The sequence below is a fragment of the Meridianimarinicoccus zhengii genome, from assembly GCF_003254465.1.
Classification (GTDB): Bacteria; Pseudomonadota; Alphaproteobacteria; order Rhodobacterales; family Rhodobacteraceae; genus Meridianimarinicoccus; species Meridianimarinicoccus zhengii.
The window spans coordinates 76811-97664 of the sequence record NZ_QDFI01000005.1 but is presented as its reverse complement, the minus strand read 5'-3'; the positions used below and the strand labels follow the sequence as shown (position 1 = coordinate 97664).

At 66.8% G+C, this 20854-nt stretch carries 19 protein-coding genes; 3 read left to right on the top strand and 16 right to left on the bottom strand.

The genetic code is table 11. From position 1 onward, the window contains the following. Positions 1–41: 41 nt before the first annotated feature. From DDE13_RS02875 to rimK, 10 genes are all read right to left on the bottom strand, one after another. Positions 42–2294 carry a TRAP transporter permease gene (locus tag DDE13_RS02875; protein WP_111401249.1) on the bottom strand — a complete coding sequence of 751 codons (2253 nt, stop codon included), beginning with the start codon at positions 2292–2294 and terminating at the stop codon, positions 42–44. 138 nt (positions 2295–2432) lie between these two features. Then, positions 2433–3413: a TAXI family TRAP transporter solute-binding subunit gene (locus tag DDE13_RS02870; RefSeq protein WP_111401246.1), complete on the bottom strand. Its 981-nt coding sequence runs from the start codon at positions 3411–3413 to the stop codon at positions 2433–2435. 248 nt (positions 3414–3661) lie between these two features. After that, positions 3662–5044, bottom strand: a complete 1383-nt coding sequence (locus DDE13_RS02865; protein ID WP_111401244.1) for a sigma-54-dependent transcriptional regulator — start codon at positions 5042–5044, stop codon at positions 3662–3664. Then, positions 5041–6912, bottom strand: a complete 1872-nt coding sequence (locus DDE13_RS02860) for a sensor histidine kinase (RefSeq protein ID WP_111401242.1) — start codon at positions 6910–6912, stop codon at positions 5041–5043. Before DDE13_RS02860 ends, DDE13_RS02865 begins: the two co-directional genes overlap by 4 nt. A 48-nt stretch (positions 6913–6960) precedes the next feature. Then, positions 6961–7707 carry a triose-phosphate isomerase gene (gene tpiA, locus DDE13_RS02855; RefSeq protein WP_111401240.1) on the bottom strand — a complete coding sequence of 249 codons (747 nt, stop codon included), beginning with the start codon at positions 7705–7707 and terminating at the stop codon, positions 6961–6963. Positions 7708–7772: 65 nt separating this feature from the next. Next, entirely contained in the window at positions 7773–8138 is a 366-nt protein-coding gene (locus DDE13_RS02850; protein WP_111401239.1) for a HesB/IscA family protein, read from the bottom strand. Positions 8139–8151: 13 nt separating this feature from the next. Next, positions 8152–8886, bottom strand: coding sequence for a DUF3307 domain-containing protein (locus DDE13_RS02845; RefSeq protein WP_111401237.1), 735 nt, complete (start codon positions 8884–8886; stop codon positions 8152–8154). Between the two features lie 96 nt (positions 8887–8982). Beyond that, positions 8983–9540: a sugar O-acetyltransferase gene (locus tag DDE13_RS02840; protein ID WP_111401236.1), complete on the bottom strand. Its 558-nt coding sequence runs from the start codon at positions 9538–9540 to the stop codon at positions 8983–8985. Between the two features lie 40 nt (positions 9541–9580). Next, complete coding sequence (locus tag DDE13_RS02835) at positions 9581–9952, bottom strand: SUF system Fe-S cluster assembly protein (RefSeq protein ID WP_394340279.1); 372 nt, start codon at positions 9950–9952, stop codon at positions 9581–9583. A 53-nt stretch (positions 9953–10005) separates the two neighbouring features. Then, a complete protein-coding gene (gene rimK, locus DDE13_RS02830; protein WP_111401234.1) occupies positions 10006–11460 on the bottom strand; it encodes a 30S ribosomal protein S6--L-glutamate ligase in 1455 nt (484 codons plus the stop codon). A gap of 149 nt (positions 11461–11609) precedes the next feature. Here rimK and tgt point away from each other — a divergent pair, with 149 nt between their 5' ends. Beyond that, entirely contained in the window at positions 11610–12740 is a 1131-nt protein-coding gene (tgt, locus tag DDE13_RS02825; RefSeq protein ID WP_111401233.1) for a tRNA guanosine(34) transglycosylase Tgt, read from the top strand. On the opposite strand, the gene DDE13_RS02820 is transcribed toward tgt, so the two are convergent. Both DDE13_RS02820 and DDE13_RS02815 read right to left on the bottom strand, forming a co-directional pair. Next, entirely contained in the window at positions 12735–14195 is a 1461-nt protein-coding gene (locus DDE13_RS02820; protein ID WP_111401232.1) for a cobyric acid synthase, read from the bottom strand. The genes tgt and DDE13_RS02820 overlap by 6 nt on opposite strands. 88 nt (positions 14196–14283) lie before the next feature. Further along, entirely contained in the window at positions 14284–14598 is a 315-nt protein-coding gene (locus DDE13_RS02815) for a DUF6280 family protein (RefSeq protein ID WP_111401231.1), read from the bottom strand. 211 nt (positions 14599–14809) lie between these two features. On the opposite strand from DDE13_RS02815, the gene efp reads away from it, so the two are divergent. Both efp and DDE13_RS02805 read left to right on the top strand, forming a co-directional pair. Continuing rightward, positions 14810–15373, top strand: a complete 564-nt coding sequence (gene efp / locus DDE13_RS02810; protein WP_111401230.1) for an elongation factor P — start codon at positions 14810–14812, stop codon at positions 15371–15373. Positions 15374–15502: 129 nt separating this feature from the next. Continuing rightward, positions 15503–15910, top strand: coding sequence for a DUF7282 domain-containing protein (locus DDE13_RS02805; protein ID WP_111401229.1), 408 nt, complete (start codon positions 15503–15505; stop codon positions 15908–15910). 134 nt (positions 15911–16044) lie between these two features. Here the strand turns inward: DDE13_RS02805 and xylA are convergent, their stop codons facing one another. Genes xylA through DDE13_RS02785 form a run of 4 tightly spaced genes read right to left on the bottom strand, consistent with a single transcriptional unit; the run spans position 16045 to position 20821 of the window. Further along, on the bottom strand, positions 16045–17346 hold the full coding sequence (xylA, locus tag DDE13_RS02800; RefSeq protein ID WP_111401228.1) for a xylose isomerase: 1302 nt from the start codon (positions 17344–17346) through the stop codon (positions 16045–16047). After that, positions 17343–18782 carry a xylulokinase gene (xylB, locus tag DDE13_RS02795; RefSeq protein WP_111401227.1) on the bottom strand — a complete coding sequence of 480 codons (1440 nt, stop codon included), beginning with the start codon at positions 18780–18782 and terminating at the stop codon, positions 17343–17345. The genes xylA and xylB overlap by 4 nt, the downstream gene beginning before the upstream one ends. Then, entirely contained in the window at positions 18782–19528 is a 747-nt protein-coding gene (locus tag DDE13_RS02790) for an ATP-binding cassette domain-containing protein (RefSeq protein ID WP_111401226.1), read from the bottom strand. The genes xylB and DDE13_RS02790 overlap by 1 nt, the downstream gene beginning before the upstream one ends. A gap of 3 nt (positions 19529–19531) precedes the next feature. Next, positions 19532–20821, bottom strand: a complete 1290-nt coding sequence (locus DDE13_RS02785) for a sugar ABC transporter permease (RefSeq protein WP_111401225.1) — start codon at positions 20819–20821, stop codon at positions 19532–19534. Positions 20822–20854: the final 33 nt, after the last annotated feature.

The window sequence follows — 20854 nt, the reverse complement described above, 5'->3', positions numbered from 1 at the left end:
GCGGCCCGGAACATCCGGGCCGCGCGCCATAGCCAAGTGTGTCAGTCCGCGCCTTTCGCCAGCACGGGTGCCGCGTCGGGCCGGGGGTGGAATGTCCGCTGCACGAACCACGACACCGCGATAAGCGCGATGCCGACAAGGTCCGTCATCAGTCCGCCCTCGATCATCGTCAACGCCGCCACCAGCAGTGCCGCGCGGATGAACCACGCCGTGCGTCCGCCCATGAACCAGCCCTGAACGCTTGCCGAAAGCAGGAAGACGCCCACTGTCGCCGTGGCCCCGGCGCGCAGCACCTCGAACCACGACCCGTCCATCAGCAGCGCACCGTTGTAGAAGAACATGAACGGCACGATGAAGGCGGCGATCCCGATCTTGAAGGACGCGACCGAGGTTTCCATCGGGTTGGCGCCCGATATGCCCGCCGCCGCATAGCTCGCCAGTGCCACGGGGGGCGTGATGGCCGACAGGACCGCGAAGTAGAAGACGAAGAAATGCGCCGTCAGTTGCGGGATGCCGAGATCGACAAGCCCCGGCGCCACGACCGACGCGGCCACGGCATAGGCGGCGGTGGTGGGCATCCCCATCCCCAGCAGGATCGAGATGCACATGGCGAAGAACAGGGCCAGCAACTGGCTGACGCCCGCGAGTTCGAGCAACACGTTGGAAAACCGCGCGCCAACCCCGGTCAGCGAGATCACGCCCACGATGATGCCAGCACAGGCACAGACAGCGATGATCTGGATCGACATGATGCCCGCAAGTTCGAACGCCTTGAGGATCGATTTCGGTCCCATCCGATAGGGCGTGAGCCAAGACACCACCGCCGCCGCAACGGTTGCATAGGTGCCCGCCCGGATCACCGAATAGCCGAGAAACAGCGCCACGATGAGAATGAGGATCGGCAAGAACAGGTAGACTTGCCGGATCAGCCTGCTGAGCCGCGGAATTTCGTCTTCGCGCATGCCTTTCATGCCCAGCTTGGCGGCTTCGAAATCCACCATGAAGAACACGGACACGAAATAGAGCACGGCGGGAATGATCGCGGCGATGGCGATATCGGTGTAGGGAATGCCGGTGATCTCGGCCATGATGAAGGCGCCGGCCCCCATGATCGGTGGCATGATCTGGCCACCGGTCGACGCCGCGGCCTCCACCGCGCCAGCGGTCTTCTTGTGATAGCCGACCTTTTTCATCAGCGGGATGGTCAGCGAGCCGGTGGCGACCACGTTGCCCGCGCTCGTGCCGTTGATCATGCCCATGAGACCCGAGGCGAAGATCGCCACCTTCGCCGGACCGCCGCGCGTGCGCCCCGCGGCGGCGAAGGCGAAGTTGACGAAATAGTCGCCGACCTTGCTGGCCTGAAGGAACGCCGCGAAGATGATGAACAGGATGATGTAGGTCGACGACACCGCGGTGGTCGGCCCGAGAATGCCTGCATCGGTGTAGACCTGGCTGAAGAACCGCTGCCAAGATACGGAAGGCGCTGTCAGAAAGCCGGGCAGGTAGGGACCCGCGAAGACATAGACCAGGAACACGAGCGCGATGATGACCAGCGCAAGCCCCGCAACCCGCCGCGTCATTTCCATGATGAGTGCCGTGCCGGCCACGGCGGCGATGGAGATGCCGATCGGCGCAAAGGGCGTACCCGTCGAATTGCGCATCAGCGTGCCGTAGATGGCGATGAGATAGGCCGCGACCGCGATCCCGCAGACCGACAGCACGATATCCGGCATGGACAGCTTTCCGCGCGCGCGCCGGTCGAACCAGGACAGCACGATCCCGCCTGTGGTCGCCACCAGCAGCGGCGCCCCGAACAGCCACGTTTCGCGGAACTTGATGCCCGCGTCCATGCCGTTCCACTGGAGCCCCCCCGCGATCTGCACCGCGAAGTATATGGCCACCGCCAGCGAAAAGGCGGCCGGTGCCAGCAGAACCAGGGCCGCACGACCCAGATGCGGTGTTTCGCTCACTCCGTCATCTTCGGAAAAACCGTGCGCGGCATACATGAGGAAACCGAGCACCAGCGCCCCCGCGATGTGGACGATGCGGAAATTCCACGTCTCCATGGGAAACTGGGGTAGAAGGGGTATCGCCACGCCGGTCAGGTTCTCGATCGACACGCCGTTCAGCGCGGCCATGTGGAACATGGCATACAACATCGCCATCCCGCTCATGACCAGAAGCAGCGGACCTTCGAAGATGCGGCGGTTCGCTTCGACAGGTTCTTCATCCACCCCCTGGGCGATCACGGGGCCGTCCTTCAGGGGATCGTTGTCTTCGAGAGTCTGTGCCATGGGAATGCTCCGGGGGTTTGCGGTCGCAGGAACGCTGCGGACGCTCGCGGTCGCCGCGCAAGCCCCGCAGCGGGGCGGCGACGTCCGGGAGCGGGAAGAGGCCGCCCTGTTTGTCGGGCGACCCCTGTCAGCTCATGGTCACTGACCGTAGATCATGTCCGCCGGGATATCCGCGCCCGCGTTCTCGATGAACCACGCGGCGGCACCGGGATGCCATTTCAGGACATTGTTCTTGTCCCAGTTCTCGGGCAGCGTTGACTGGGCGGCGCGGTGGATGCCGACCATCCGCTCGTTGTCCGACATTACCACGTCCACGGCCGCCTTGACGAAGCTTTCGGGCAGGTCGCAGTTGGCGATGGCGAAGTTCCACATCGATACCGACCGCGCATCGCTTTCCAGCGTCGTATAGGTGCTTGCCGCGATGCTGAAAGCCGAGACCGGGAAGGCGTCGATGATCGCGGCTTGCTCTTCCTCGGTGAACTCGATGATGTTCACGTCGGTCTGCACCTCAAGCTGGCTGACGGCCGGGACGGGCACGCCCGCGGCAAAGGCGATCACGTCCAGCAGGCCGTCCTGCAATTGCCCGCCAAGGTCGGACCAGCCGCCGTTGCGGCGGTCGAAGTTCACGCCCAGCGTTTCCATCATGCGCGGGAAATAGGTGTCCGAGGTGGACCCGGCCGGCCCGAAACCGATCCGCGCGCCGTCCGGAATGTCCGAGATGGATTCGATCCCGGAGCTGGCGAGCGCGGTCACGCTGAACGGTGTCTGGTACATCGGGAACATGGCGCAGGCCTTGTCCATCGCCAGACCCGGCGCGATCGGGTTGGTGCCTGCAAGGCTTTCGGCGGCGGGGCCCATGGTGGTCATACCGAAGGCCGCGTCGCCGGTGTGCACGAGCGCCATGTTCTGCATCGGCCCGCCGGTCACTTCAGCGCCGCCCGAGATGCCCAGTTCCTCGGCCACGAGGTTGGCCCAGCCCGAACCATAGGCGAAGAAGGTGCCGCCCTGGCTTGCCGTGCCGACGGTGAAGCTGTCGGGCCAGCCAGTCCGGTCCTGTGCGTGGCCCGCGGTCAGGCCGAGCCCCGCACAGATCGCCACGGCGGATGTAAGATAACGCATTGATAGTCCTCCCCTGCATGCCTTGTTCCGGCACGGTTCATCGTCACGTCGGATGTTGCCGGACGCCTCCACGCGCCGGGCATGCATCTTTGTGCCGTCGGGTTTGCGTGGATTGCAAGGCTCCTGTGCCGGCGTTAGCGGCAACGGGCGCCGCTGGCGGACCGGGATGGGTCGGAACAGGGACATGCCCCGGATTCGATGCGCGGGTTTCGACACAACGGGCCCATGGTGCCGGGCGGGTCCGGGGTTCAGGTTTCGTCGTCGGTGAAATCCTGCCGTGCCAGACCGTGCTTCTGCATCTTCTCGTAGAGCGTCTTGCGCGAGATCCCGAGCGATTCGTAACTGTCCTTGAGCCGACCGCCATGGGCCGCGATCGTGCCCGAGATCAGGGTCTTCTCGAAGGCGGCGACCTGTGCTGCAAGGCTGCCGGGGCTTGCCGCATCCGTGCCGGGCCCGAGATCGAGGTCGAGGTCCAGAACGAAGCGTTCGGCCACGTTGCGCAATTCGCGGACATTGCCGGGCCAGCGGCGCGTGGCCAGCGCCTGTAGGATGGAGCCGGGTACGTCCGGCGGTGGGCGGCGGTACCGCGCCGCTGCTTCGTGCACGAGATGCACGAACAGCCGCGGCACATCCTCGGGGCGGGTGTCGAGGTCGGGCATCCGCAGCGTCACCACGTTGAGCCGGTAGAACAGGTCCGCCCGGAACGTGCCGTCGGCCGCGGCTTGTGCCAGATCGCGCTTGCTTGCCGCCACGAACCGCACGTCGAGCGCCACCGCGTCGTTCGACCCGAGCCGCGTGATCGCGCGTCCCTCGATGGCCAGCAGCAGCTTTCCCTGCAGATCGAGCGGCAGGCTGTCGATCTCGTCGAGGAACACGGTCCCCCCGCGCGCATGTTCGAACTTGCCGAACCGCGCGCGCGTCGCGCCGGGGAAGGCACCCGCCTCGTGGCCGAACAACTCGCTTTCGATCAGGGCGGCGGGCAGGGCGGCGCAGTTGATGTGCACGAACGGCGCCTCGGCGCGGGGCGATGCGCGATGCAGCGCGCGGGCCGCGACCTCCTTGCCGGTGCCGGTGGCACCCACGATCAGCACATCCGCCTCCGTCTGTGCCACGGCGCGCAACTGCTGGCGCAGGGCGATCATCGTGGGGCTGCGCCCCGTAAGCCGGGATTCGATGGCGTCGCGCCCGCCCATCTGCCGCCGCAGCACCCGGTTTTCCAGCGTCAGGCGCCGCTTGTCGAGCGCGCGGCGTACCGTGTCCACCATGCGCGCCGGGACATAGGGCTTTTCGAGAAAATCGTAGGCCCCGTCGCGCATGGACTGCACCGCCATGTCCACGTCGCCATGCCCGGTGATGAGGATCACGGGAAATTCCGAGTCAATCTCGAGACAGCGGCGCATCAGGGTCAGCCCGTCCATTCCCGCCATGCGGATATCCGTGACCAGGATGCCGGGAAAGTTGCGGCTGACTCGCGCCAGCGCCGCCTCGGCCTCGGGCAGCGGGATCGCGTCGAGATCCGCAAGCCGCAGCGTCTGCTCGGCGGCGATCCGGAGATCTTCCTCGTCATCGACGAACAGAACCGGCCCCGCCGCCCAGTTGCCGGGATCGTCATCGTGCCGCGGATCTGTCATTGTGCCGCGGTCAGCGCGACGGTTGCGGCTGGCAGGTCCACCCGGAATTCGGCCCCACCGCCGTCGCGGTTGCAGGCGCGCAGGTGCCCGCCGAAATCCTCCACGATGTTGAAGGAGATCGACAGACCAAGGCCAAGCCCCTTGCCCGGCGGCTTCGTGGTGAAGAACGGGTCGAACACCTGCGCCAGTTCCGTGTCGGTCAAGCCCGGTCCGCGGTCGCACACAGCGATGCGCACGGTGCCTGCGTCCGGGCGGGAGATGGTCAGCGACACCGCCGGGGCCGGGTCGCCCTCCATCGCGTCGAGCGCGTTGTTGAGCAGGTTGACGATCACCTGTTGCAGCCGCACGGCGCCGCCCACGGCCATCACGGGCGCGGCCGGGCGGTCGTAGTCGAGCACGGCCCCCCGCGCGCGCAGCCGCACGGCCATCAGGTCGACCGCATCGTCGGCCACGGCGCAGACATCCACCGGTCCGGTCCCTTCCTGCGGGCGGCGGGCGAAATTGCGCAGATGGCCCGCGATGGCGGCGATCCGGTCGGCCATCTTCGAGATCCGCAGCATGTTGTCCCGCGCTTCCCCATGGCGGTCGCGGTCGATCAGTTGCGCGGCGTTCTCGGCAAAGGTCTTCACCGCCGCAAGCGGCTGGTTGATCTCATGCGAGATCGCCGCCGACATCTGCCCGAGCGCGGCCAGCTTTCCCGCCTGCACAAGTTCCTTCTGGGTGATCCGCAGACGGGTTTCGGCGTTTCGGCGTTCCTCGACCTCGCGCCTGAGACTGCTGTTGGCCGCGTCCAGTTCGCGCGTCCGGGCGCGGACGCGAGCCTCCAGAAGTCCTTGCGTTTCGCGTTGTGCGGCCAGCCGGTCGAGGATGCGCGCGCGATGCGACAGGGCCAGCGCCCCGGCCAGCCCCGCCATCAGGAACCCCATCCCCCCAATCCCCAGCGCGCCCGCCGCCTGCGCACGCGCCGGACCCGCCGGGGTAAGGATATGAACCCGCCAACCCGCGTCGGCCATCAGACGGTCGCTCTCCACGAACGTCCCGGCCTGCGCGCCGGTGCCGATCCGGGTGAGCCGCTGCCCGTCGCGCAGTGGCCTTGCGTCAACGTGCAGCGGTGACAACCGGTCCTCGGGGTATTGGCGGGTCGCGCGGATCTCGGCACGGGCTGCGGACGACAGCGGCACGGTCGTCCGGAAATGCCATTCGGGGCGCGAGGCCATGAAGACGACCCCGTTGCCGTCCGTCACCATCAGTTCCGACGGGCCGCTGCGCCAGGCTTCCTCGAAAGCGTCCACGGTGAACTTCACGGCGACCACGCCGATCACCGCGCCATCGCGCCGCACGGGTGCGGCATAGAAATAGCCGCGCTCGCCGGACGTGGTGCCAAGCGCGAAGTAGCGCGTGACCCGGCCCGCCGCGGCCTCGGCGAAATAGGGGCGATACGCGAAATTCTGTCCGACGAAGGACAGCGGCTTGAGATACGAACTCGCCGCCAGTGTCAGCCCTGTCAGGTCCATCAGGTAGACATCGGACACGCGCAGATCATCCGCCGTGGCCAGCAGAAGCGCATTGACCTCGGCCAGAAGCGCCGGGTTGTCGGGATCGTCCAGCAGCCGGGCAAGGATGGGCCGTTCGGCGATGAGCGCGGGCAGGGGTTCGAACCGGTCCAGCGCCCCCCGCAGGCCCGCGACCGACAGTTGCAGCGCGTCCGCGCCTGCCATGCCCGCCTGCACGAGGTAATGGCGCTCCACCCGCGGCCATGCCAGCCCCGCCAGTGCCGCGACCAGAAGCAGAAGCAGCGCCGGCCGCCACGCGGCACGGCGCGGCGGTGTGCCGGGACGTGCAAGGGGCCGGGCCGCGGCGTCCGTCATGGGCGCGCGCCCGCGGGGTGCCCCATGTCGCGCAGCCTTTCCATGGTGTCAGGCCGCGTCCAGCGCGGCGATGATGGCCCCGAAATCCGCGGCCTTCAAAGACGCCCCGCCCACCAGCGCGCCGTCCACGTTGGACACGGCAAAGATTTCGGCGGCGTTCGCGGGTTTGACCGATCCGCCGTAAAGAAGCCGGACGCCATCCGCCTCGGCCCCGAAGCGATCCGCCAACTGGGCGCGCAGGAAATCATGCACCTCGGCGATCTGGTCCAGCGTCGGGGTCAGGCCGGTGCCGATCGCCCAGACCGGTTCATAGGCGACGACGGTGTTGGCGGCGCTCACACCGTCCGGCAGAGACCCGGACAGTTGCGTGCCGTTCACCGACAGTGTCTCGCCCGCTTCGCGCTGCGCCAGCGTTTCGCCGATGCACACCACGGCGACCAGCCCGGCATGCCACGCGGCCACCGTCTTGGCGCGCACGCTGGCATCGGTTTCGTGATGATCCTGACGCCGCTCGGAATGGCCGAGGATAACGTGGCTCGCCCCGGCATCCGCCAGCATCCCGGCCGCGATGTCACCGGTATGGGCGCCCGAGGTGGCAGCATGGCAATCCTGCCCGCCCACGGCGATGGGCGCATCGCCCACCAAGGCGCGCATCCTGTCGATAAGCGTCGCGGGCGGGCAGATCAGGATGTCGGTCTGCTCCGGCGCGGGATGCCCGATCAAGTCGCGGATCTCGGCCAGTTCGGCAGATCCGCCGTTCATCTTCCAGTTCCCGGCAGCCAGCTTGCGGCGCATGCGTCACCCTCCTGTTGGTCGGGCGCACTAAACCGCGCGGGGCGCGGGCATGCAAGCGCGCCGCGTCAGCCTTGGGCGGCGAGGCTTTCGTCGAACTTGATCGATTCGCCGCAGCCGCACGCCTCGGTCACGTTGGGATTGCGGAACCGGAAACCGGATTCCAAAAGCGAGACCTCGTAATCGATCTCTGTGCCGAACAGGAACATTTGCGCCATCGGCGCGATCATCACCCGAGCACCGTCCTGTTCCACCACCTCGTCATGCGGCGTGATCTCGGACACGTAGTCGAGCGTATATTCCATGCCGGCGCAGCCGCCCTTCCGCACGCCAAGGCGCAGGCCCTTGGACCCGTCGCGCGCCATCAGCTTCGTGATCTGCTTCACAGCGGCCGGGGTCAATGTGACCGCCTGTTTTCCGGGAATTGCGAACATGGCAAGCACTCCTTCAGGGTGGAACGTAAACCCCCGCATCCGCCGCTTCAAGGCCAAGCAATCCGGCGACCATGAGGTGGGTGCCGAAACCCATGACCACGACCCAGCCCAGCAGCGCGGCCTGCCGGGCAAGCCGACCGCCCGGTGCGACCTCCTGCCGGTGCCAGAGCCACAGGTAGCTGCACAGGCGCGCCAGCCCGACAAGCCCCGCCAGCAGCGGCAATGCGAGCATCCCGGCAAAGACAGCAAGACCTTCAAGGATGGCGCGACAGGACACGAGCGGCACGGCACGCGGCGTAGCACTGTCGCGGGGGGCGGGCATCAGTGCGGCGAAATAGAACCCGCCGCGCAAGGCATAGACTGCGCCCATCACGACCACGCCCAGCACAAGGGCCGGCCGCGCCGGTTCGTCCAGACCGGCCCAGTGCCCGGCCGCCCATGCGCCGGGCACCATGACGGCGATACCAAGCGCCGAGAGGACATGCACGCTCTGGTCGAGCCCATAGGCGAGCCCGGACCCGCCCAGCCAGCGCGCCTTTGCGAGATCCATCAGCAGATGAACAAATGCCAGGAATGTGACAGCCAACACAGACGAACAGCCCAGACAGACCCATGTTGCCGCCCAGACCACGGCGATATGCGCGGCCAGCGGGCCGGGGCGCGTCTTGTTCAGGGCCATCCAGCGGGTCTGGAAAACGTAGTCGGCGGCGACATGGGCGACGAGAAGGGCGGCGAATGTCTCGATCACGCGCGGGCGTCCTGTAAATGCGGAATCTCAATCGTTCCAGCATCGCCGCGCCGCGCGGGGCTGTCCGTGCTCCGGCGCACAATTATGCGCCGGTGCCTAAGGATCGCGCAGGGGTCGGGCCGGATTGCCCGCGACCGTGACGCCTGCGGCCACGTCGCGTGTGACGACCGCGCCCGCGCCGATCACAGCGTCGTCGCCCACCGTGACGCCTTGCAGGATCAAGGCACCGCCTCCGATCCAGCAATTCGCGCCGATCTTGATAGGCCTGCCGTTCTCCAGTCCCTCGGCGCGGGCCGCCGGGTCGCGCGGATGGTCGGCCGTGAGAATCTGCACCATCGGGCCGATCTGCGTGCCGTCGCCGATGGTGATGTCGCACACGTCCAGCAGCACGCATGCGTAGTTCAGGAATACATCCTGTCCGATGGTGATGTGGCAGCCGTAATCCACATAGACTGGCGCACGGATCGCCGACCCGGACCCGACCGCGGCGAATAGTTCCGCCAGAACGGGCCTGCGCACATCCCCGTCGCTCACGGTCGTGTCGTTATAGGCCCGCATCAGCCGTTGGGCCCGCGCCCGCAACGCGACGAGATCGGGGTGCCCGGCGCGGTATAGATCCCCGGCGCGCATCCGGGCCTGCGCTTCGGACGTCATCGCGCGGTTCCGGCGCGATCACCGGACCGTCGCGGCGAAATCACATGAACCCCAGTTCCAGTCGCGCCTCGTCCGACATCATGTCCATGCCCCATGGCGGGTCCCACGTGATGTCCACGTCCACGGTCTTGACGCCGGGCAGGGGCTCGATCGCCTCGGCCAGCCAGCCCGGCATCTCGCCCGCAACCGGGCAGCCCGGCGCGGTCAGGGTCATGGTGACGCCCACGGCCCCGTCCTCGGCGATGTCGATGGTGTAGACCAGCCCGAGGTCGTAGATGTTCACCGGGATTTCCGGATCATAAACCGTGCGGCATGCTTCCACCACGCTGTCGTAAAGCGGATGGTCGGTGGTCGAGGGCCGGATCAGCGGTGCGCCCTCCATCGGTGCAGTGTCGGGTTGGCTGGCGGACATGGTCATTCCCTTACTCTTTCACACGGGAATATATGGACCGGGCCTCCATGCGTCTAGGGGGCATCCGGAACCGGAGCCGCGTCGCCGGTTTCGGACCGGCCTCCGCTACGCCGCCGCGCCGGGGTCGGGCGCACCTTCTTCTCGATTTCGTCATAAAGCAGCCCGGCCACGTTCTTGCGGCTGGCCTTTTCGATACCTTCCAGGCCGGGTGAGGAGTTCACCTCCAGAACCTTAGGCCCGTCCTCCGAGCGCAACAGGTCCACCCCTGCCATATCGAGCCGGAAAGCGCGCGCGGCCCGCACCGCCGCATCGCGTTCTACCTTTGTGATGCGTGCCACCTGCGCCTGGCCGCCCTGGTGCAGGTTGGACCGGAACTCGCCCTCCGCCGCCACGCGCTTCATCGCGGCCACGACCCGCCCGCCGATCACGAGACAGCGGACATCCTCGCCCGCCGCTTCCTTGACGAAATGCTGGACGAGGAAATTGGCCTTCAGACCGCGGAAGGCCGAGATCACGGATTCGGCGGCCTTGCGCGTCTCGGCCAGCACCACGCCCTTGCCTTGGGTGCTTTCCAGCAGTTTCACGATCAGGGGCGTGGAACCCACGAGCCCGATCAGGTTCGCCGTATCCTTGGGCGAGGCGGCGAAGGCAGTGGCCGGCATCCCGATCCGGTGCCGCGCGAGGATCTGATGCGCATGCAGCTTGTCGCGGCTCGCGGTGATGCCTTCGGACGGGTTCACGCAATAGGTGCCGATGGTTTCGAACTGGCGCACGACCGCCGTCCCATAGGGCGTGATCGAAGCCCCGATGCGGGGGATGATCGCGTCGTAGCGCGCCAGCCGCTTGCCGTCGTAATGCACCTCCGGCGCCAGCTTGTTGATCGCCATGTAGCAGCGCGTGGTGTCGATGACCTCGACCACATGGCCGCGTTTCTCGCCCTCCTCGACCAGCCGGCGGGTGGAATAATTGTGCTCCTCCCGGCTGAGGACGGCGATGCGCAGCGCGCGGGTCGGGGCCGACGCCTTCACCGCGGCCGAGTGATAGACATCGTAGCTGAGCGGCGGCTGGCAGAACCGCTGCGAGGGCGTGATGATCATGTCGTCGCGCAGCGCCTGGCGACCGAGCAGCATCCGGTAGGTCAGCTGCGACCGGTCCGTCAGCGTGACCTCGATGGGCCAGCGATGCCCGCCCAGCACGATCTCTGACGCGATGACATAGCGCCATTCGGATTCGCCGTTCGACGACGTGACCTCGCGCCGGTCGATGATCGGGGCGGAGCAGGGGATCGACACATCGTCGCGCCCGGGGATCGGGTGGATCGCAAAGCGCACCTTGGGCGCGCTGGAAGGTCCGAACGCCTCGATGTCGAAGGCATGCAGCGCCGAGGTCCGCGCGCCGGTGTCGATCTTGGCGCGCAGCGCGGGCAGGCCGAGTGCGGGGAGCGAAACCCATTCCTCCCAGCCGATACGAAAATCTCCGCCGCCGCCCGTGGTGTCGGTGCTGTCCATGTCGATGTCCCTGAACTGGCGGGGGCGCGCAGCCCCGATGTATGGTGCGGACATGTAGGCCGCTTCGATGTCGGTGATGCGTCAGCGCGCGGCGCGATACAAGGGGCGCGGCACTTGCAGGCGGCGCGGGTTTGAGCCAAGGGCAGCGCATGACCGACCGTTTCGCCTTTGCCGTTCATGCCACGTCCGGGCGCGCCCGCACCGGGACCATCACAACGCCGCGCGGGACGATCCGCACGCCCGCCTTCATGCCCGTGGGCACCGCCGCGACCGTCAAGGCGATGTTGCCCGGATCGGTGCGCGCCACGGGGGCCGATGTCCTGCTGGGCAATACCTATCACCTGATGCTGCGGCCCACGGCGGAACGGGTGTCGCGGTTGGGCGGGCTGCACCGTTTCATGAACTGGGACAGGCCGATCCTGACCGACAGCGGCGGATTCCAGGTCATGAGCCTGGCCGAGTTGCGCAAGCTGACGGAGGCGGGCGTGAGCTTCCGCAGCCACATCGATGGCGCGCGCCACATGCTGACCCCGGAACGGTCGATGGAGATCCAGCGTCTTCTTGGGTCCGACATCGTGATGTGTTTCGACGAATGCCCCGCGCTGCCCGCCGACCGCGCGCGGCTGGAGTCGTCCATGCAGTTGTCGATGCGATGGGCGCAGCGGTCGCGCGACGCCTTCGGGGACCGGCCCGGACATGCGCTCTTCGGCATCCAGCAGGGTGGCGACGACGAAGATCTGCGCGGCCAGAGCGCGGAAGCCCTGCGCGCCATCGGCTTCGACGGCTACGCGGTGGGCGGACTGGCCGTGGGCGAGGGGCAGGAGGTCATGTTCCGCGTGCTCGACTACGCGCCTGGCATGCTGCCCGCGGACAAGCCGCGCTACCTGATGGGCGTGGGCAAGCCCGACGATATCCTTGGCGCGGTGGAGCGGGGCATCGATATGTTCGACTGCGTGCTGCCGTCGCGGTCGGGGCGTACGGGGCAGGCGTTCACCCGCCGCGGGGTCGTGAACATCAAGAACGCGCGGCACATGGACGATCCCCGCCCGCTCGATGCCGACTGCACCTGCCCGGCCTGCACGGGCTATCCGCGCGCGTATCTGCACCACGTGTTCCGGGCGAAGGAAATCATCTCGTCCATGCTGCTGACATGGCACAACCTGCATTATTATCAGGAACTCATGGCGGGTATCCGCGCGGCCATCGCGGCGGGCGATCTGGACGGGTTCGCCGCACGCACGCGGGCAGGTTGGTCGGCGGGCGATATCGAGCCGCTATAGGGCGCCGACGGGCTCGGCCAACGCGAAGGTCGCGTCGATATCCATGTGCCGCTCCAGATGGTCCGCCAGGGCGTCGAGCGTGTCCTCCACCCCCGCGTCATACCCGTAGCCCGCCGCGTCATGGCCGAGCCCGCGCAGGAAGGCCGCGCGAAAACCGTCCGCCGCGAAGAGCCCGTGCAGGTAGCAGCCGCGCACGCGCCCGCAGGGGCTGACCGCGCCTTCGTCGCGCCCGTCGAGCCGCAGCCAGGGCCGCGCGCAATCGGGTCCGCTGGTGCGCCCGACATGGATTTCATAGCCCGCGAGCGGTGCCCCCGATGCGATGTCCTGCGCGTGGCCCAGCGACAGCCGTTTTTCCGGCGTCATCACCGTGTCCACGTCCAGTAGGCCCAGCCCCGGCATGGTGCGCGCGGTGCCTTCGATCCCGTCCGGGTCGGCGATGGTGCGACCCAGCATCTGGAAACCACCGCAGATCCCCAGCACATTTCCGCCGCGGCGCAGATGGGCGGCAAGGTCGATATCCCAGCCCTGTGCGCGGAAATCCTCCAGATCAGCCATGGTCGCCTTCGATCCGGGGATCAGCACCAGATCCGCGTCGCCGGGCAGGGGCTGGCCGCGCTCCACGATCCGCACGTCCACCGATGGGTCGGCATTCAGCGGGTCGAGATCGTCGAAATTCGCGATCCGGCGCAGGCGCGGCACAGCCACGGTGAAGCCGTCGCCCCCGTGGCTGCGAATGTCCATGATGTCCTCTGCCGGCAGGCGCCACGCGCCGTCGAACCACGGGATCACACCCAGCGACGGCCAGCCGGTGCGGGAAACGATCTCGCCCAGACCTTCGTCGAACAGCGAAGGATCGCCCCGGAACTTGTTGATGGCGAAGGCGCGGATGCGGTCGCGGTCGGTAACGGGCAGGATCGCGTGTGTGCCCACGACCTGCGCGATCACCCCGCCGCGGTCGATATCGCCCACCAGCACCACGGGAACGCCGGCTGCCTCGGCAAAGCCCATGTTGGCGATATCGCCCCGCCGCAGGTTGATCTCTGCCGGGCTGCCCGCGCCTTCGACGAGGATCAGGTCAGCCGTGTCCGCGAGCCGCTGGAAACTGTCCAGCACCGCCGCCATCAGACGGGGCTTTTCACGGGCGTAGTTGCGCGCCTTGAGCGTGCCGGTCCGACGCCCCTGCACGACGACCTGCGCACCCCGGTCGCTTTCGGGTTTGAGCAGCACCGGGTTCATGTCCACGACCGGATCGCGGCCCGCCGCGCGGGCTTGCAACGCCTGTGCACGCCCGATTTCGCCGCCGTCCACTGTGACGGCGGCGTTGTTGGACATGTTCTGCGGCTTGAACGGTGCAACCGACAGGCCCCGCCGAAACGCCGCCCGTGCCAGCCCGGCGACCAGCATCGACTTGCCGACATTGGACCCGGCCCCCTGGATCATGATCGCGCGGGTCATGGGCGGGACGGCTCCTGTCATCGGGAGGGCAAAAGGCAAAAAAAACGCGCCACGGCGGGCGCGTTTCCAGTTGCGCGATGGGCCAGGGTCAGGCGGCTTCGGCCTGCTGGCTGCGGCGTTCGCTTTCCTCGCGCGACAGCGCGACGGATGTGCGCACACCCTTGCCCACGAAATCCATCAACCCCGAAACGACCCGTTCGTTCGGATCGATCCCGGCACAGCTCAGCACTTCGCGCCCGTCGCGCGACCGTGCCCAGCGTGCGATCTGCTCCGGCCCGTTGCCGTACTTCTTGTCGTCCGCGATGGCATCGTCCAGCGCGGCCAGCACGACGGCCGCGAACAATTTCCGGGCACGGTTGCCCTGTTCGTGGCTATACGCAGTGCTGTCTACAAACTCGCCCATGTGGTGTCCTTAATTCTTGCTCTTGCATCTTGTGCGGTGCCGCGCACTATGCGTGTTTGTGACTGATTCTGTATTGTGAATTGGTCATACCACATATGCGTGATGTGCATAGTGGCGCGGTTGATCCGGTTCTGTGCCGCCGCTTGCGCGGGTCGAACCCGGTGGATATAGGCACGGGTAACAATCTTTCAATCTTTGCAAGAGGCACCTGATGCCAAAGATCAACGGTAACGAAATCCGCCCGGGCAACGTTCTGGAACATAATGGCGGCCTGTGGGCCGCCGTGAAGGTCGATCATGTCAAGCCGGGCAAGGGCGGGGCGTTCGCGCAGGTCGAGATGCGAAACCTGCGCAACGGATCTAAGCTGAACGAACGGTTTCGCTCTGCCGACAAGGTGGAACGCGTCCGGCTGGAACAGAAGGACCAACAGTTCCTGTACGAAAGCGACGGCATGCTCGTATTCATGGACGCCGAGACCTATGAACAGATCGAGCTGCCCGCGGAGATCCTCGGTGATCGCCGCCCGTTCCTGCAGGACGGCATGACCATTCTCGTGGAATTCCATGAGAACGAAGCGCTGAACGCGACCCTGCCGCAAAAGGTCACATGCCGGATCGTGGAGACGGAGCCGGTCGTGAAGGGCCAGACCGCGGCCAACAGCTTCAAGCCCGCGATCCTCGACAACGGGGTGAAGGTCATGGTGCCGCCGTTCGTCGGGCAGGACGAAGAGATCGTCGTGAACACCGAGACGATGGAATATTCCGAACGCGCGTGACGCGCCCTTTGCCGCCGAAAGCGCGCTGTCGAAAAAAAATCGCCGCCGCCGTGAAACCCACGCGGCGGTGTTCGCGTGTCTTGTGTGTGACATCCCCGCAGGCGGGGTGCAGACGCAAGAGGAGACGACATGACACGTATCGCACAGGCCGCACTGACGGCGCTCATCCTGATCCCCGGCATGGCGCAGGCGATGGGACCAAGCGTGACCGCCAGCGACCAGAGCGTCGCCAATGGGGTGGTCAGCGCCGCGGAAATCACCGCCGACACCAACGGCTGGCTCGTGGTGCATCGCACGGGTGCCCACATGAAGCCCGGCCCGGTTGTCGCCCATGCGCCCATCCGCGCGGGCACGACGATGGACGTTGCCGCGATTCTGACCGAGGACGTGGCGCCGGGTGACATGCTCATGCTCATGGTGCACGGCGAAGACGGCGGCATGCAGACTGGCATTTTCGAGTACACGCTCGGCGCCAAGGAAGACGGCCCCGTCCGGATGGACGGAAACCTCGTCATGACCGTCATCACGGCCGAGTGACACGGATCGGACACCGGGCCTAAACCCTCACATCCCCGGTCCGGTGTCCGGAAACGCCTGCGCCGACCGTAGCGCTGCGCAGGCGTGCTTTTCGCGCGTTCCGTACCGAGTTTTCCGGTCCCTGATGGCCGTGTTCAGAGGTAACGATTCACGAGGTTCTCCAGACGTTCTTGGCGACCCGACCGCGGTGCGGGGTTGATCCCTTCGACCCGCACCCGGTCGGCGATGGACGCAAGATCGCTTTTCAGCATCGCCTGAGCCGCCGCGCTGTCCCACCCGGCATAACGGTCGGCCCTCGCGGCTTCGAGCTTTCCGTCGGTCAGCATCGCGTGCGCCGCCTTCAGCCCGGCCGCACAGACATCCATCGCGCCCACATGGGCCGCGACAAGGTCAACGGGATCAAGACTTTGGCGCCGCAACTTCGCGTCGAAATTGGTGCCGCCCGTGGTGAAGCCGCCTGCACGCAGAACTTCGTAATAGGCCAGCGCCACCTCGGGCACGTTGTTGGGGAACTGATCGGTGTCCCAGCCCGACTGGTAATCGTTGCGGTTCATGTCGATGGACCCGAATATGCCCAGTGCGCCCGCCAGTGCCAGTTCGTGTTCGAAGCTGTGCCCAGCCAGGATGGCATGGCCCTGCTCGATGTTCACCTTCACTTCAGCTTCCAGTCCGAACTCCTTGAGAAACCCGTAAACTGTTGCGACATCATAATCGTACTGGTGCTTCGTGGGTTCCTGCGGCTTGGGCTCGATCAGGATCGTGCCGGGAAAGCCGATCTTGTGCTTGTACTCCACCACCATCTGCAGGAACCGCCCCGCCTGCTGGCGTTCGCGCGCAAGATCGGTGTTCAGGAGCGTCTCATAGCCTTCGCGCCCGCCCCACAGGACATAGTTCGCGCCGCCCAAGCGATGGGTCGCGTCCATGCAGGTCTTCACCGTCGCCGCAGCGAAGGCGAACACGTCCGGGTCGGGGTTCGTGGCGGCACCCGACATGTAGCGGCGATGCGAGAACAGGTTGGCGGTGCCCCACAGCAGCTTCGGCCCGCCCGCCACCATCTTCTCGCCGATGTAATCGACGATGGCTTCCAGGTTGCGGGTGTTCTCCGCGAAATCCGCACCCTCGGGGCGGATGTCGAAGTCGTGGAAGCAGAAGAACGGTTGCCCGAGGATCGCGAACAGTTCGAACGCGGCATCGGCCTTCATCTTCGCCAGGTCCAGCGTGTCGCCGAACCAGGGGCGCTCGAAGGTCTGCCCGCCGAACGGATCGCCGCCGGGCCACGCGAAGCTGTGCCACCAGGCGACGGCAAAGCGCAGGTGGTCCTCCATCCGCTTGCCGGCAAGCATCTCGTCCGGGTTGTAGTGGCGGAAGGCGAGGTCGCCATCGGCGTCGGGGCCCTGATAGGTGACGGGGTCGATCCCCGCGAAGAAGTCGGTCATGACAGATCCTTGAGTGCGTTGTATGTGGCCCGGTAGCGGCCATGGGCGTCGGCGAAGGCCGCGGTCAGGGCGAGGTCCGGGTCGATGGTCCGCGCGATGCGCGGAGGGGTTGCTATCTCGGCGCCCGCGCCGGTGGCGGCCATCAGGCCGAGCCGGGCCGCCCCGAGGGCAGCACCGAAATCGCCCGCTTCGGGCAGGTGGATGGGCTGGTCGAGCGCCGTGGCGAGTGCGGCAAGCCAGTATTCCGACCGGCTGCCGCCACCCACTGCGATCAGGCTGTCGATGGCGGTACCCGTCGCCGCAAGCGCATCACGGCAATCCCGGAAGGCGAAGGCCACGCCCTCCAGCACCGCGCGCGTGCCCGCCTGTGCGGCGGTGTCGTGGGACAGCCCGATCAGGGCACCCCGCACGGTTGCGTCATTGTGGGGTGTCCGCTCTCCGCCCAGATAGGGCAGGAACAGCGCCCGACCGGGAGCCTGCAAGGGCCCGAGATCGCCTGTCAGGTCCGTGGCATCCCGGTCCACCAGCCGCGCGAACCAGTTCAGGCTGTCGGTGGCCGACAGGATCACCCCCATCTGGTGCCATGTGCCCGGCAGGGCATGGCAGAACGTGTGAACGGAGGTTTCCGGCGCCGGGCTGTAGGCGTCGCTCGATGCAAACAGCACGCCCGATGTGCCGAGCGACACGAAGCCCTGTCCCGCGCGCACCGCACCGACACCGACGGCCGAGGCCGCGTTGTCCCCCGCGCCGCCTGCGACGACCACATCGGGGCCGATCCCCCACATCGCCGCCAGTTCGCGGCGCATTGTGCCCGACGGGGTGGAACCTTCGACCAGCCGGGGCATGTGCGACCGGTCCATGTCGCAGGCCGCCAGAAGATCGGCCGACCAGTCCCGCGCGCCGGTGTCGAACCATGCCGTGCCCGCCGCGTCCGAGGGCTCCGAGACGGCCTCCCCGGTCAGCCAGAGCCGGAGGTAGTCCTTCGGCAGAAGTACCCGGGCGGTGCGACGGAACGTGTCGGGTTCATTGTCGCGCACCCACACGAGCTTGGGTGCCGTGAAGCCGGGAAAGACCACGTTGCCGGTGATGGCGCGGAACTGCGGGTCGCCGTCCAGCGCAGCAGCCTGTGCAGCACTGCGGGTGTCGTTCCAAAGGATGCAGGGGCGCAGCACGTTGTCGGAAGCATCCAGCAGGGTCGCCCCGTGCATGTGCCCGCTCAGCCCGACGCCGCGCAAGACTGCCAGCGACCGGCGTGCCGCCAGCGCGTCCATCACGGCCGTCGCCGCGGTGATCCAGTCGGCCGGGCGCTGCTCCGACCAGCCGGGATGCGGCCGCTGGACCTCCAGCGGCGCGCTCTGTTCGTCGATCACCTGTTGATCGTCATCGATCAGCAGGGCCTTGATCCCCGATGTGCCGAGGTCGAGTCCAAGATACATCAGGCAGCCTTCTCGGGTTTCTTTCCCATGATGATCATGGACAGGATGTCATCCTCGGTCACGTCCTCGACCCGCTCGGTGGCGATCAACTCGCCGTTCTTCATCACCGACACCCGGTCGCAAAGCTCCATCATCTCGCGCGTGTCGTGCGAGATCAGGAAGATGCCCAGCCCCTGCGCCTTGAGTTCCTGGATCAGGTCCGCGACCATCTTGGTCTCGTGCACCCCCAACGCGGCGGTCGGTTCGTCCATGATCAGGATGCGGGCGTTGAAATACACCGCGCGAGCGATGGCCACCGATTGCCGCTGCCCGCCCGACAGGGCGGACACGGGTTCCTGCAGTTTGCGGAAGTTGGGGTTGAGCCGCGCCATGATCTTGCGCGTCTCGGCTTCCATCTTGGCATCGTTGAGCATGCCTGTCCCGGTCACGATCTCCCGCCCGAGAAACAGGTTCGCCGTGGCATCGAGATTGTCGGCCAGCGCCAGCGTCTGGTAGATCGTTTCGATCCCCGCCGCGCGGGCATCGCGCGGGCTGGTGATGCTGACGGGCTTGCCGTCGACCCTGATCTCGCCGCTGTCGGCCTTGTACGCGCCCGACAGGATCTTGATGAGCGTGGATTTGCCCGCGCCATTGTGGCCCAGAAGCCCCACGACTTCACCGGGATAGAGGTCGATGCTCACGCGGTTGACCGCCTGCACGCCGCCGAACGCAATCGAGATGTCCTTCATTTCGACAAGGGGTGTCATGTCTCAGCCTCCGGTGCGCTTGCGGTAGATGATGTCGATCAGCACGGCGAGGACGAGAACCGCGCCCACCACGATGTTCTGGAACGGCGCGTCCACCCCGACCATGGCCATGCCGGATTGCAGACTCTGCATGATGAGCGCGCCGAGGATCGCCCCGTGGATGGTGCCGATCCCGCCCGCGAGCGCCGTGCCGCCGATGACGGCTGCCGCGATCACGCGCAATTCATCCAGCGTGCCGATGTCGTTGGAATGGAACGACAGCCGGGCCGAGGCGACCACCGCCGACAGGGCGCAAAGGACACCCATGATGGCGAAGACCTTGACCGTTAGGAACCGTGTGTCGATCCCCGACAGGGCCGCCGCGTCCGGGTTGCCGCCCGTGGCGAAGATGTACCGTCCCAGTCGCGTGCGCTTGGCGATCACTGTCATGGCGATGGCTATGGCTGCGAGCAGCAGAACCGAGATCGGCAGGCCATAAGCGGCGGTAAAGCCATCGGGCATCGTTTCGCCCCGCGCGGCGAAGTCACGCTCCAGCACGCGCTCGGGCACCTGGTACGCGTTCAGGATGCCGACGAAGCCAAAGATGGCGGCGGCGATGATGCCGGACATGGTCAGTTCGGCCCAGAGCGGTTTCGGTGTCTGGCCATGGGCGACCTTGTTGCGCCGTGCGCTGAACAGGGCCGCGACCGCCGCCGCCGTCGCCAGTGCCGCGACGATCCAGGATCCGGTGGACCCGAGCGTCCCGCCGATGCCGCCGAAATTCTGGAAGGTCGGATCGAGCGGCCCGATGGTCTGGCCGTTGGTGATGTACCACGCGATATTACGCCAGACGAGGAGCCCGCCCAGCGTCACGATGAAGGCGGGGATGCCCATGTACCCGACAAGCCAGCCGTGAAACCCCCCGATGACGGCGCCGGCGATCACACCCACGATGATGGTCAGCCACGGTGTCAGCGGATGGCCGAGTCCGAGGCCAAGCCCCTCGGGCAGCACCACGGTCTGGGTCATCGCCATGATGGCCGAGCACGTCGCCAGCACCGACCCGACGCTCAGGTCGATATGGCGGGTCACAATGACGAACACCATGCCCGTGGCCATGATCGCCACGGATACGGTCTGGATCGTCAGGTTGAAGATGTTCCGCGGCGTCAGGAACTGGCCGCCAGTCATGAGGTTGAAAACGATGCAAACGGCGGCGAAAGCGCCGATCATGCCGAGAAGGCGGGTATCGAGTTCAAGCGTTTTCGTGAGGCTGCGCTTCGGGGCGGCCTGCGCGGTCGTGGTATCTGTCATGGGATTGCTCCGCGGCATGGGGGGCGCGCGGGC